A 13,584-nucleotide genomic window follows, 5' to 3' on the forward strand; every position below is an offset into this window, starting at 1 on the left:
TTGTAGTTTTGTAACCTAATGAAATTTTTTTTCTCCTTTATTCTCGTTTTAAGCCTTTCTAAGCTTATTTATGCGCAAACTAAACCTGTGCAGGGAATTGTTATTGATAAAGAAACCAAACAGCGCCTGGCCAAGGTTTACATTTACAATATCCGTACCGGTGATGGTTTATACAACAATACAAAAGGAGAGTTTAGCACATTCGCTATCCCTGGCGATACTTTAGTGGCCGCTTTATCAGGTTACGGAGTAGATACTATGCTTTTTAAGGGGCAAACTGCCATGTATTTTCAGCTTAAAACGTTGGGGATCAGGTTGCGCGATGTAGTGATTCAGCGGAAGCGCTTAACACCACAGCAACTGTACGAAAAAAATGTACAGGAATACCGCTACCAAACTATGAAGGGCAGCAGTAAAGATTTATTAAACCTGGGCAATGGCGGGGTAGGTTTGGGGATTGATGCTATTTACAACCTGTTGAGCCGTCAGGGAAGAAATGCCCGTCACCTGCAGAAAATCCTCGAAAAAGATTACCGTGAAGATTTAATTGATTATCGTTTTAATGCCAACCTGGTGCGCCAGGTGTTGGGCATAAAGGATGATGAACTGACCGATTTTATGCAGCAATACCGCCCAACTTACCAGTTTGTGCTCGATGCTACTGATTATTCATTTAACCAGTTTATCAGAAATGCCTATAAAAGTTACAGATTAAACCCTAAAGCGTTACAATTGCCTGCATTGCCTAAAATAACCATCGATAAGCTGTGAGGGCGCCAATTATCATCGTTAAAAAACTTCCGGCTGCCGGTATGGCCATATTCCCCTTTATACTGCTAAAATCGGAAAGGCTTAAAAGCGATCCGGAAATGATTAACCACGAAACCATCCACCTGCGCCAGCAGCTTGAATTGCTTATTTTGCCTTTTTATCTGCTGTATCTTTTTAATTACCTTATCAACCTTTTTAAATACCGAAATCACCACCAGGCTTACCGGAACATCATTTTTGAAAAGGAAGCTTACCATCATGACACCAACCTTAATTACCTGAAAAATGGCAATTGGTATGGCTGGATCAGATCGATATAATGGGGCAATTTTCTGTCCAAATTGAATTGTCGATCTGACAATCATTTCGTTAAATGCTTTTTATCTCTAAAATTTTTCTTTTTCTTTGTAATAATGAAGAACTGTTTAGCTGCCATCATCCTGATTCTAAGTTTCTGCTCTACCCAATTACATGCACAGGAAATTGATACGATTCCCATCAATACCAAAGACCTGAACATTAAACTAAAACGCAGTCCACTGCCAAGCAGACAGGGCCCGTTAAACTTTGAGCCGGTAAAAATTAAACCTTTGGTGGTTAATGCAAAAATCAATTACTGGAAAACCAAAACCAGTATTGGCATTAACGTTAACCAGGCACAGTTTAGCAATAACTGGAAGGGTGGAGGTACCAACTCGGTAGCCGTAGGCGGTTTGGTTAACTGGAAAGCAGAATACAACAAAAGCAGCTATAGTTATGTGAGCGAGCTTGTTTTGCAATACGGTAAGATAAAAAATAAAGATCAGCTGCAAAAGAAAACCAACGACCGTATTTTTTGGGATAATAAAGCATCTTTTCAACTCTCTAAAAGCTGGTTCTTCTTCGGATCCTTAAGTTTTGAATCCCAATTCGATAACGGTTATTCTTACAGTGTGGTAAACGGCCAGGAAACCGCAACACTGATTTCAAAATTTATGGGTCCGGGTTATTTAACAGAATCTATCGGTTTCGAGTATAAACCTGTTAAATATTTTTCTACCCGTATAGGTACTGGTACTGCACGTCAAACTTTTGTATTGGACGAAAAGCTTTTTCCTAAACCAGTTGATAATAATACCAAACCGACTGTTTTTGGTGTAGAATATGGGAAAAAAGTACGTAATGAACTGGCTTTCCAAATTGTAAGTGCATTTGATAAGGATATATTTACCAATACAAATCTTAAGGCACGTTATCAGATGTTCATTCCGTATCAGGATTTTGAGATGAGTAATATTGATCACCGCTTAGATATTGCATTAACGGCAAAAATCAATCGTTTTATGAACACGAGTTTAACTGGCGTACTCCTGTTCGATAAAGATACTGGCACAAATAAAATACAGGCCAACCAAACGCTGGCCCTCGGTTTTGGCTTTACCTTCCCGAGGTAGCCTAGCCGCCACCAACCTTACCCATTTCCCAGTACGGCATGGTAATAATCTGCCTAAAGCTTACGCCCCTTTGTTTTAGGTAACGTTTAAACTGCTGTACTGATTTTGCCCTGCCTGTTAAGTAAAACGTAGCATTTTGCCACATCTCCCAACATAGCGGATGCATATTGTCCATCCAGGTAATGGCATTTTTAGCAGGGGCATTCAGGTCAGATGGTACCGCATCAATCAATAATTTAAGGTGTTCAACTGAATTCAGGTTTTCTTCCTGAAGTTCAAGCACCCCAAAATATTCCAGATCTTCATCAATTACCTTTTTACCTAACGATTCGTACAAGCCCAGGCTGGTTTCATCGCCAAAAAAGAAATGCTGATTGGATGCTTGGTTGTATTTTACTTTCGCACGGTCTACAATCAGTTTTAACTGGTCTCCTTTTTGAATATTTACGGCCAGATGATGACCAGGACCTTGTCTGTTCAGGTAAAAAATCACCTCACAGGTTTCGTCTGCCTCGTCAAAGGCCGATAAAGTATAATGCCTGTATTCGTTGGCATTAACCCTCAGCAATACCTCATTCCCGGGTATAAATTTAGCATCAAAAAAATCTCCTTTAAAGGTAACGCACTTTAAGTTGCTGCTTAACATTTTGGTTTCTACAACTTCTACTTGATATATTTTATTGCTGATCACTTTTTCCATTGTGTTGGCCAGCCATGAAGGTAATTTAGGCATCGTATTCTTTTGTTTAGTAACTTTGAACAAAAGTAGTTGTCTAACAAACGGATCTTTTTATACCAAAAGGATTAAAGTTTATATCAAAAGGATTTTATGGCCTTAAACATTTACGATAGCGATGATAAATATTATGTTGTAGGAAGTAAGTTCGACATCGTTCAATTTAATCAGCCACTGGTAACCGAAAGGCGGGATAAATACAGTTTTCCTTTTGGCGATGCAGAGATCGTACAGATTGCTTTTTCAGGTATTTATATTGTTTACGGCGATATGGTGGTGAAACAGAGTCGCCTGCGAATTAAAGCTTTTGATGAGCCTGATGTGGTTGAACTCCACTTTGCGCTCACTGGCGGGGGCATTATGGAAAATTACCTCACCAACAAACGCCTGGATATTAAAGCGAACCAGCATAATATTATTTATAGTCCTGATTTTGACGGGATGGCAGAATTTGATACGGGAGGTCCACATAAATTTTTCGAGGTAAATTTCGAAAGATCACGTTTTATTGATTTAACCAGCGAAAGCAGCATCCTGTTAAAGAATTTTGCCGAAAACATCATGAACAGCCGCTCGGTAGAAATTTCATCAGAAAACCTGCCCATCACCCTGGCCATGCATAGCTGCATTAATGATATTATGAACTGCCATTTTACCGGTGGATTAAAATTATTGTTTCTTCAGTCTAAATGTTTGGAATTGCTGGCACTACAGGCCCAGGCTTTTGAAGAAGCAGCTAAAAAAACAGAAAAACCAGCACTCAAATCGGCTTATGATAAAGAAAGGATCTATTATGCACGGGAATACCTGCTGGCCAATGCCAATCATCCGCCATCTTTAACCGAACTGGCCAAAACCGCAGGCATAAACGAATTTAAGCTGAAACATGGCTTTAAAGAGGTCTTTAAAAATACTGTTTTTGGCTATTTGAGCGATTATAAACTGATGAAAGCCAAAGAACTATTAGCAGATAGTAGTAAAGACATCAAACACATTTCAGATGAACTTGGTTATTCTTCTGTACAACATTTCAGCAATGCCTTTAGCAAGAAATTTGGGATAAGCCCGGGGAAAGCGCGTTAGTTTAGTTGGGAGTTTTTAGCTGGGAGTTTGGAGTCCAAAGTCCCCAGTCTTTAGTCCTTAGTCTTGGATGTATATTTTTCCTTGCCTTGGGTTTAAATCCAAGGCAAGGAAATGACCACTTAAATCAAGGTTTTAAACCTTCTTCCTCTTTTTCTTTAGATCCAGATAATCTACATAATATAAAACCTTAACCGAAAGGCTGTTATTTTGCGGTGCATTTAAAATTCCGCTCAGGTTTTTATTGTAACGCTGTGTGTAATAAGTATCGTAAGTTTCTGCCGCATCTTTATAAGAAACGGATAACGTGCTTCCTGGAGCAAACTGCCAGGTATAAATTAAATCGATATTAAACACATTGTAATTTCTGTCCAATCCATTTAGCGGCGCTCCGGTATAATCGGTTAAATTGCCATCGGGTTTAAGCAGGTAAAATTCTTTATTTCTTCTGTCGCTCCAATAATGTCTCAACACCACTGTAAATCCCATTAAATTGGTAAAGGTATATTTGGCATCGAAAGAGTTTTCTACCGTTCTGCGGTCGTATCTGGAGAAAATGGCTTTATCACCCTGTGCCGTTACCCAGTTTACATAATTGTAATTCGGGTTAAAATTAAGATCTAAACCAAAAGCAATTTTATCGTTTATCCGCAGGTTTTGAAAAAAGTAAAAATTATATTCCCTGCCTTTAAAAAGTTCCTGTTCTCTGTAGCGGATGTTTCCACCAAAATTATAAGCTTTTGCGCGGTTAGGGTTGATGTATAAAACGAAGCTATAACTTTCGGGTGCTTTATATACCTGCCCGTTTCTCGATTCGTAGAAATCGTTTTTTGCAGCGGTGTAGATACCGTTTACTTCCGCCGACCAAAGATTTTTAAATTGAACATAAGGTCCGCCCTCTACAGAAAAAGTTTGGAAGCTACCTGGTGTAGCCCTCCTCGAGTATAAAACATTAAAATAGCTTAAAAACTGATTGTACCAACTGCTTGGCTTATAAACGTTATAATGAAAATCCAGCACCTGATCTAAAAAGTTGTTATTGGTAAAAAAGCCTAAATCAGATGGGTCAAATTTATCATCTGCGTATTGCTGCGAATAACTCCAGAGGAAATTACCGCTCTGTTTACCAAATTTAAGCCCGTAACTATATCCTGTACTGGTTTCTTTACCCCGTAAATAGCTCATTTTACCTGCGCCATTAACAAAGTATTTGTTCCCTTTATTGTTCAGGTTAAACAGCAATGCCGTTACATTGGCATCGTAGGCCGAACCCTGCCTCAACACATTGGTATTGATAAATGTTGCCGAGCTATTATTTTTTAGTGATTGATCGAAAACCAAAATATTATAATTGGTAAGTGGTTGGGTTTCTACCATGCGGAGGTTACCTTGCGCATCTTCCACTTCTGTTTCCATGCTGTTGGTTATTGCATTAAAAATCCCGATCCCTAATCCTTTTGCCGTCCGCCCAGAAATTTTTGTAGCATTTAATACTTTGGCTTCGGTTTGATCTTTCACAATTTTATCACTGCCCACGCCACTATAATCGTAATAGGAAGGGATAGAACCAATACGTTTAGAATAAAAAAGATCACCCTTGTTAAAAAGCTCGGTCCCTTCGGTAAAAAACTGACGGTTTTCGTTAAATTTCACCTCAAAAGGAGTGAGGTTCAGGATCCTGTTATCTGATTGTACCTGACCGAAATCGGGCACCAAAGTCATATCGAGGGTAAAACTGTTGTTGATCCCATACTTTACATCCATCCCGCCATTAAACCGTGATGTGGTGTTTTTCACGCCAGGTAAATTAACGGGATAATGATTTACATAAGCGGAGATATATGGAGAAAAAGATAACCTTAATGGTGGTTTAATGTCTTTTATCCCCATCCACAATCCTTCCTGATTGATAAAACCATTCACTTTAGGGTCAACGAAATTCCAAAAGGTTTGAAGGTTTTCCCGCTGAATCCTGCGGCTAAAGTTCAATCCCCAGTTCTGGATATCTTTACTGGAGAAACGCAATGCCGAATAAGGAATTTTCATTTCGCAGGTCCAGCCTTTATCGTCTAATTTAACTGCACTTTCCCATACCGCATTCCAGTTGGCATCTTCATCACCTACCTGTGAGTATTTAGCATCAAACTGAACCCCTGCAGCAGTAACGAAAAAACCATTTCCGTTCATTTTATCGTAAAAAGGATCAACAATAATTGAAATGAAATCGGCGTTACCAATATTATCCCTCGAAACCAATTCGTGAGAAACACTGTCAGGATTATCGTACATGCGGGCGTAAACATATATTGCAACGTCATCATAAATCACCTTCATTTCGGTACGTCTATCCTGAGTTTCAATTTTTCCAGGATTTGGCCTTATCTGGATAAAATCGGTGGCAACAGGCACATCATTCCAGCATTCGTCATCTAAAACGCCGTCAATTTTAGGAATCTGGATTGTTCTTTTAGCATCTAAATGCTTTTGTTTAGAAATATCCTGCGCCTTACAGAAAGTACATATAAATATTAAAATGGGGAGGATACAGCGTTTCATTCGTTTAGGTTAGTTGGATATAAGACTGTTTTCGAAATAAAATGTTGCATCAAAACTTAAATAACATCTGGGTTTATTATATTCTGACGCGGGATATGTTACAAACAGATTTAAAAAGGCAATAAAAGGTGTTACCACTTAACATTAAGCAGCAATTTTTTTTCAGGAAAAATCGGGATTATTTATTTTTAAAAAGGGCAAAACCGATACAACTATTCCTGGCTCTTAAGCACCAGAAATAGTTGGTTTGGTTTATTGGTCTGTTGCTTAACTAATCTAACGCAAGCACTTTCATCTTGATGTAATCCTCTATAGAATTATAGTTGTGGCCCTTTTTCTTCATCGAAGCTACAAATACAGGAGAGGTTCCGGTGGCTTTTGCCGAGATGATATCATCTACACTTAAATTCTTAAAACCTAGTTTTTTAAACTCGCTAAAATCAGAAGCAGCTACGCTTAAAGATTTCAATGATATAACCTGATCGGCGGTTAAACCTGTTAGGCCAGCTGTTTTAAAACTTGCAAAATACTCGGGGGTAACCCCTAACGATTTCATGGCAATCAGGTTATCGTCAGAAACCTTTAGCCCCTGGGCCGAAAAACCTGCGTAATAATCGGCAGTAACACCTAACGATTTCAGGGCGATCAGGTTATCTTCAGAAACTTTTAAGCCCTGAGCCGAAAAGCTTTTGGCATAATCAGGAGAAATATTCATCACTTTCCTGGTAATCAACCTGCTCAGTTTTTCATCCTCATCAGTATCCTCTGTTGTATTCTTCTGAGGAGTTTTGCCCAGCTTAGCTTTTACTGAGGTTGTTTGTACATTCGTTGCACGGCTTTCCTCATCGGCAGATTTTGCATTTTTCAGGTACTCGCCTGTAATGCCCTGCGATTTAAAGGTGATCATTTTATCAGCTGTTATTTTGGTAAAGCCTGATTCTTTAATGCCTTTTACAAAATCAGCATCTACATTTAAAGCTTTTAATGGGATTAGCTCGGCCAAAGTTAAATTTGCCAAACCTGCTGTTTTTAACGATTTAATGTATTCAGGAGTTACGTTCAAAGCAACCAAAGGGATTAAGTTATCTTTAGAAATACCATCGTAACCCAAAGCTTTTATACCGGCAACATAGCTTCTCTTTACATTGATCATAAAAAATACCAGGTTATCTCTTGTTTTGATATTGGTTACACCTTGTTTGGTAAGGAAACTGGTAAAATCTGCATTAGAACTAAATTTGTAAGTACCCATGCCGGTATTGTTTTCAAATTTTCCGGTAAAGTTCATGGTGCCGGCATCGCGGGTAACCGAAAATGTTCCTTCGTTTCCCCTTGGCAGGTTTTTAAGTTCTGCCAGCGAAAAAGACTGGCTGCTGTTGTTGTTTTTACCGTCTTCGTCTGATTCAAAACGGATATTTACTTTATCTCCATTGATGGTGGCAAACCAGGTGCCATCCTCTTCCATCGAATTAAATTTTTCACTCTTTTTTACCTGAGGACTATTTTTCCCATAAGCCACCGGCTCGTTAAGGAAAGCGATAAATACCAAAAACAAGGGTACAATAAAGAGGTATTTCCAGGTAGAATTTACGTTTGATTTTTTTGCGTTCATCATAACTAATCTTTTTTTAAGGATGGATTGATTGTAATTAGTGGTTAAACTAACCGGAAAATGTGGTGCCGACACTTTTACCAGACTCATTTTATAGCTCATTGGTTCTATATCAGAGTTGGCCAGCAGTTCATTATCTGTCAAAAATTCGAGGTTATCTTCCATTGCCTTCCTGTACATCCAGGCAAAGGGATTAAACCACTGAAAAACCAGGGCCAGTTCGGCGATTAAAATATCATAGCTATGCCCTTGCTGGATATGGATTTTTTCGTGCAGGATAATTTGGTTGTAGGTATCCCAATCATATTTTTCGGGATTGATAAAAATGTTGTTGGCAAACGAGCAGGGTGCCTGATTGCCGGCCAGTTCAACAATTCTGAAACGGCCATCAATAATTACAGGTCTGGAATAAGCACGATAGAGCAAAACACAAAGCTGAAAAACAAAATTGATCGCAAATACAGCTACCCCAAGCCAATAAGCCCACAACACCAGCTTTAGGATAGAAATATCTTTAAAGAAAGAACCCTTGATATTGTTTTCTGTGCTGCTTTTAGCCTTTACCGCCGGCTTTTGCTGAGGTACGTCTACCACAGGTGCCATTGGTTCATTTATGGTAAGAGGAATTTCTATACTCGCCTTTCTGAATGAAAATTGTGCCGGCACCGGCATTAAAGGCAGGCTAAAAGAAAGTACCAAACATACCAGCAGTACGTACCTGTTTAAAGGAAAAAAGGTTTCATTTTGCAACAAAAGCTTATAAAATAACAGGCAACCTGTTAAAATCAGGGCCACACTCAACACGTAGAACATCATGGTTTCTTTGTTTTAATGAGGTTAACAATTTCAGTTAATTCGTCTTCTGATAAGTTTTGTTCTTTGGCAAAAAAGGCCAGCATACGCGGATAAGAATTGTCGAAGTATTGACTTACCACATCCTTTAATGCGTGCTTCTGGTATTCTTCCCGTCCAATAACCGGGAAATAACAAAACATATTGCCAACTACATCATGACCCAAAAATCCTTTTTCCTCTAAAATTTTCACCATCGTAGCTACGCTGTTGTAATGAGGCTTAGGTTCGGGCAGCAAAGGGATAATATCCCTGATAAAGGCCTTCTCTACGTCCCAAAACACCTGCATAATTTGTTCTTCTCTTTTTGCTAGTTTGATCATGTTGTAAAAATTGATAAACAAACATACTACTAATTTATTAATAGCAATACTAATCGATTAGTATTAATGTAACTTTAGCGTTACGATTAATTTTGAAATGCCTATATTTTTAATAATCAGGTCTTAAAATTGCCGTTTAATTACGATTGAACTCTCTTTTAGGCAAAAAAACAATATCTTTGCATTTACAAAAATTTGTACCCAATTATGTTTGATAATTTACAGGACAAGCTAGACAGAGCGTTTAAAGTATTAAAAGGACAAGGCAGCATTACGGAAATCAACGTGGCAGAAACCATGAAAGAAATCCGCAAAGCGTTATTGGATGCCGACGTAAATTATAAAACAGCAAAAGCATTTACTGATGATGTAAGACAAAAAGCATTAGGACAAAATGTACTAACGGCGGTTTCTCCGGGTCAGTTGCTTACCAAAATCATGAACGACGAACTTGCGGCCTTAATGGGTGGCGAAGTTACCGAGTTAGATACCAAAGCAAATCCTACCATTATATTAATAGCAGGTTTAAACGGTGCAGGTAAAACAACCTTCGCAGGTAAACTGGCATTACACTTAAAAGGTAAAGGCAAAAAACCTTTATTAGTGGCCGGCGATATGTATCGCCCGGCGGCTGTAGATCAATTGGAGGTTTTAGGAACTTCTGTTGGCGTTTCGGTTTATGCCAACCGCGATTCGAAAGATCCTGTTGGTATTGCCCTGGAAGGTATAGCGCATGGTAAACAAAACGGAAATAATGTAATCATCATCGATACAGCTGGTCGTTTGGCCATTGATGAATCGTTGATGAACGAAATTTCGGAGGTAAAAGCTAAAACTCAGCCTCACGAGATTTTATTCGTAGTAGATTCGATGACCGGGCAGGATGCGGTAAATACAGCCAAAGTATTTAACGACCGTTTAGATTTTACTGGTGTTGTTTTAACCAAATTAGATGGTGATACCCGCGGTGGTGCAGCCCTTTCGATTAAATCGGTGGTAAACAAACCGATTAAATTTATTGGTACTGGTGAGAAAATGGAAGCACTTGATGTTTTCTATCCAGATCGTATGGCATCGCGTATTTTGGGTATGGGTGATGTGGTTTCACTTGTTGAGCGTGCACAGATGCAGTTCGATGAGAAAGAGGCAGCAGAACTTCAGAAAAAAATCCGCAAGAACAAATTCGATTTCAACGATTTCTATAACCAGATCCAGCAGATCAAGAAAATGGGTAATATGAAAGATTTGATGGGCATGATACCTGGTGTAGGTAAAATGATGAAGAATGTGGATATCCAGGATGATGCTTTTAAATCGATCGAAGCGATTATCAATTCGATGACGCCATTTGAGAAAGAAAATCCGGATGCCATCCAACAAAGCCGCCGTTTACGCATTGCAAAAGGCTCCGGCAGCAAGGTTGAGGAAGTAACCAAGCTGATTAAACAGTTCGAAGATATGCGTAAAATGATGAAGCAGTTTTCTAACCCGGCAGCCGCAGCAGCCATGATGAAAGGTATGCCTAAAATGCCTTTTGGAAGATAGGTTTTAGCTTAAAGCGAAAATACATATTGCAAATATTTAAATCCTGATCAGAAATGGTTGGGATTTTTGGTTTTATAGGTTTTGGAAATGAGTGTTCAGCATTCCATGGCGGGCTTAAGCCCTGCTTTCCCTGCTGCCGATAGAAGAAATCGGCATTCGTACAATCAGGTTTATTTAACAAAGCTTGTTGCTTAATTTAGCTAGAACTTCAAAATCAAATAGCGCAATCAGCTTCCTTCCTTAATTCAAGGCCCGCTAGGGAGTGGTTGCAAGATGTTATAATTTTAGTCAGTAATTAAAAAATTACTATCTTAGCATAAATCACTATTCGTCCCGAATAATTTACATCCTGCTTTTATTTAATAAAAAATTAATGCTTGTAAAAACATACGGGAGTGCTGTTTATGGCGTAAATGCACTAACCATAACCATCGAAGTGAACATCAGTGCAGGTGCCAAATATTACATGGTGGGCCTGCCTGATAATGCAGTAAAAGAAAGCCTGCGGCGTGTAGCCAGTGCCATCAATATTTCAGGCCTGCGTATGCCGAAACAAAAAATTGTGGTCAATCTGGCGCCTGCCGACATTAAAAAAGAAGGCTCTTCTTATGATCTGCCCATTGCCATCGGTATTTTAGCCGCATCAGGGCAAATTCCTAATGAAGATCTCGAGAACTATTTCATTATGGGCGAACTCTCTTTAGATGGAAGTATACAACCGATAAAAGGCGCTTTACCCATCGCCATACAGGCCCAGCAAGATGGTTTTAAAGGTTTCATCTTACCCAAACAAAATGTGCGTGAGGCTGCCGTTGTTGATGGCTTGGAAGCTTATGGCGTAGATAACCTTGCACAGGTTGCCGCTTTTTTTAATAAAACCGAAACGCTGGAACAAGTTAAAATTGATACGAAAGAAGAATTCTTAAAAAACATCAATAATTACGAACACGATTTCTCTGATGTTAAAGGACAGGAGAATATTAAGCGGGCGCTCGAAATTGCTGCCGCAGGTGGCCATAACGTGATACTGATCGGTCCGCCCGGAGCGGGTAAAACTATGCTTGCCAAACGCCTGCCCACCATTTTGCCGCCCTTAAATTTAGGCGAAGCCTTAGAAACTACAAAAATCCACTCTGTAGCCGGAAAACTTTCTGCAACCGACTCGCTAATGACCTCAAGGCCATACCGTTCGCCGCACCATACCATTAGCGATGTAGCTTTGGTAGGAGGTGGGATAAATCCACAGCCTGGCGAAATATCACTCGCACATAACGGTGTGTTATTTCTGGATGAACTGCCTGAATTTAAACGCACTGTTTTAGAAGTGATGCGCCAACCATTGGAAGACCGGAAAGTGGCCATTTCGAGGGCGAGGTTTTCGGTAGAATATCCAGCCAGTTTTATGCTGGTAGCTTCTATGAACCCCTGCCCATGTGGATTTTACAATCACCCTGAAAAAGACTGCGTTTGTGCACCCGGTGTCGTTCAAAAATACCTGAGTAAAATATCCGGACCACTTTTAGACCGTATAGACCTGCACGTAGAAGTTACCCCTGTTAATTTTACGTCTTTAGCATCTTCAGAGGATGCCGAAAAAAGCGACATCATCAGGAACCGTGTAATTAAAGCCAGGGAAATTCAGGATAAACGTTTTGTGGATAAACCCGAGCTACATTATAATGCACAAATGAGTCCAAAGATGGTACGCAAAGTCTGTCAGATTAATGAGGAGGGGATTATGCTTTTAAAAACAGCTATGGAACGCCTGGGTTTATCTGCCCGGGCTTACGATAGGATTTTAAAAGTGGCGCGTACCATTGCGGATCTCGCTGGAAGCGAGAATGTAGAAATCGAACACCTTGCCGAATCCATTAATTATAGGAGTTTAGATCGGGACGGCTGGGCGGGATAAATGGTCCATTCTTTCACAAAAATTGACTTTTAAATTTATTTGTATCATAATAAGCATTATGTTTATTGATCTACAAACATCCGCTATGAAAAAAATATCCCTTGCATTTTTCAGCTTATTAATATTCCTTAACTGTAGCGGGCAAACACTACCCGATTTTAATCCACCCAAAAATTATAAAATGGTTCTCGAAACCAAAGGCGATTTAAATAAAGATGGCATTGACGAAGTGGTATATGCTTTTGATACAGACAAAACCGATGGAAAAGACGGTTTAAAAAGAATCCTCTATATCTGTAAACGGGTTGACGGTAAAATTAAACTGTGGAAAAGCAACAATACCATTTTGCGGAGCAATAAAGATTGTGGCTTTTGTGTAGATGCCGGCGTAAACCTCTCGATAAAAATTAAAAACAATACCCTGATTACTGAACAAACGGTTAACCACAACAGCAGGCATTACAGTACCTGGAAAAACATTTACCGTTATCAAAACAACGATTGGTTTGTGATCGGTTCTACAATGAACGACTACGATACCTGCGATTTTGATTACAAATACGATATTAATTTCTCGACCAAGCAAGTGAGCGTGGCTTACACTTACGGAACCTGTGATGAAGACAAAAAAATACCAAAAGATAGTTTTTACAATTTTAAATATCCGTTTAAAGCCATTCCCAAAATGGATGATTTTGCTCCCGGCAGGGCTGAATTAAAAATCCCGAAATCAGATCGCAATTTCTATTATTAAGCTTTCATCA

Annotated in this window: 11 protein-coding genes; 7 read left to right on the forward strand and 4 right to left on the reverse strand. The window is 39.3% G+C overall.

The window, feature by feature from the left end:
- The first annotated feature begins 18 nt into the window (after window positions 1-18).
- The 3 genes from H9L23_RS21815 to H9L23_RS21825 all read left to right on the forward strand — a co-directional run bounded on the left by H9L23_RS21815 (window position 19) and on the right by H9L23_RS21825 (window position 2,204).
- Window positions 19-771 (forward strand): hypothetical protein, encoded by a 753-nt coding sequence (locus H9L23_RS21815; protein ID WP_187592301.1) that lies wholly within the window; start codon window positions 19-21, stop codon window positions 769-771.
- Window positions 768-1,091 (forward strand): hypothetical protein, encoded by a 324-nt coding sequence (locus H9L23_RS21820; RefSeq protein WP_223191007.1) that lies wholly within the window; start codon window positions 768-770, stop codon window positions 1,089-1,091. Before H9L23_RS21815 ends, H9L23_RS21820 begins: the two co-directional genes overlap by 4 nt.
- A gap of 93 nt (window positions 1,092-1,184) precedes the next feature.
- Entirely contained in the window at window positions 1,185-2,204 is a 1,020-nt protein-coding gene (locus tag H9L23_RS21825) for a DUF3078 domain-containing protein (protein ID WP_187592302.1), read from the forward strand.
- Between the two features lies 1 nt (window position 2,205).
- Here the strand turns inward: H9L23_RS21825 and H9L23_RS21830 are convergent, their stop codons facing one another.
- Window positions 2,206-2,937, reverse strand: a complete 732-nt coding sequence (locus H9L23_RS21830; protein WP_187592303.1) for a ferredoxin reductase domain-containing protein — start codon at window positions 2,935-2,937, stop codon at window positions 2,206-2,208.
- A gap of 96 nt (window positions 2,938-3,033) precedes the next feature.
- Here H9L23_RS21830 and H9L23_RS21835 point away from each other — a divergent pair, with 96 nt between their 5' ends.
- Window positions 3,034-4,023, forward strand: coding sequence for a helix-turn-helix domain-containing protein (locus H9L23_RS21835; RefSeq protein ID WP_187592304.1), 990 nt, complete (start codon window positions 3,034-3,036; stop codon window positions 4,021-4,023).
- Window positions 4,024-4,155: 132 nt separating this feature from the next.
- On the opposite strand, the gene H9L23_RS21840 is transcribed toward H9L23_RS21835, so the two are convergent.
- The 3 genes from H9L23_RS21840 to H9L23_RS21850 all read right to left on the reverse strand — a co-directional run bounded on the left by H9L23_RS21840 (window position 4,156) and on the right by H9L23_RS21850 (window position 9,363).
- Window positions 4,156-6,576 carry a DUF5916 domain-containing protein gene (locus H9L23_RS21840; RefSeq protein ID WP_187592305.1) on the reverse strand — a complete coding sequence of 807 codons (2,421 nt, stop codon included), beginning with the start codon at window positions 6,574-6,576 and terminating at the stop codon, window positions 4,156-4,158.
- 271 nt (window positions 6,577-6,847) lie between these two features.
- Window positions 6,848-9,004 carry a M56 family metallopeptidase gene (locus H9L23_RS21845; protein ID WP_246474757.1) on the reverse strand — a complete coding sequence of 719 codons (2,157 nt, stop codon included), beginning with the start codon at window positions 9,002-9,004 and terminating at the stop codon, window positions 6,848-6,850.
- The gene (locus tag H9L23_RS21850; protein WP_029281488.1) at window positions 9,001-9,363 is read right to left on the reverse strand and encodes a BlaI/MecI/CopY family transcriptional regulator; all 363 of its coding nucleotides are present in this window, start codon (window positions 9,361-9,363) and stop codon (window positions 9,001-9,003) included. Before H9L23_RS21850 ends, H9L23_RS21845 begins: the two co-directional genes overlap by 4 nt.
- A gap of 207 nt (window positions 9,364-9,570) precedes the next feature.
- Between H9L23_RS21850 and ffh the strand changes: the two genes are divergently transcribed.
- The 3 genes from ffh (at window position 9,571) to H9L23_RS21865 (ending at window position 13,574) form a co-directional block, all read left to right on the forward strand.
- The gene (gene ffh / locus H9L23_RS21855) at window positions 9,571-10,908 is read left to right on the forward strand and encodes a signal recognition particle protein (protein WP_187592306.1); all 1,338 of its coding nucleotides are present in this window, start codon (window positions 9,571-9,573) and stop codon (window positions 10,906-10,908) included.
- Window positions 10,909-11,281: 373 nt separating this feature from the next.
- Window positions 11,282-12,820, forward strand: coding sequence for a YifB family Mg chelatase-like AAA ATPase (locus H9L23_RS21860; RefSeq protein ID WP_187592307.1), 1,539 nt, complete (start codon window positions 11,282-11,284; stop codon window positions 12,818-12,820).
- An 85-nt stretch (window positions 12,821-12,905) separates the two neighbouring features.
- Window positions 12,906-13,574, forward strand: a complete 669-nt coding sequence (locus H9L23_RS21865; RefSeq protein WP_187592308.1) for a hypothetical protein — start codon at window positions 12,906-12,908, stop codon at window positions 13,572-13,574.
- The last annotated feature ends 10 nt before the right edge of the window (window positions 13,575-13,584 follow it).

Source organism: Pedobacter roseus, assembly GCF_014395225.1.
In the GTDB taxonomy this organism is placed as follows: Bacteria; Bacteroidota; Bacteroidia; order Sphingobacteriales; family Sphingobacteriaceae; genus Pedobacter; species Pedobacter roseus.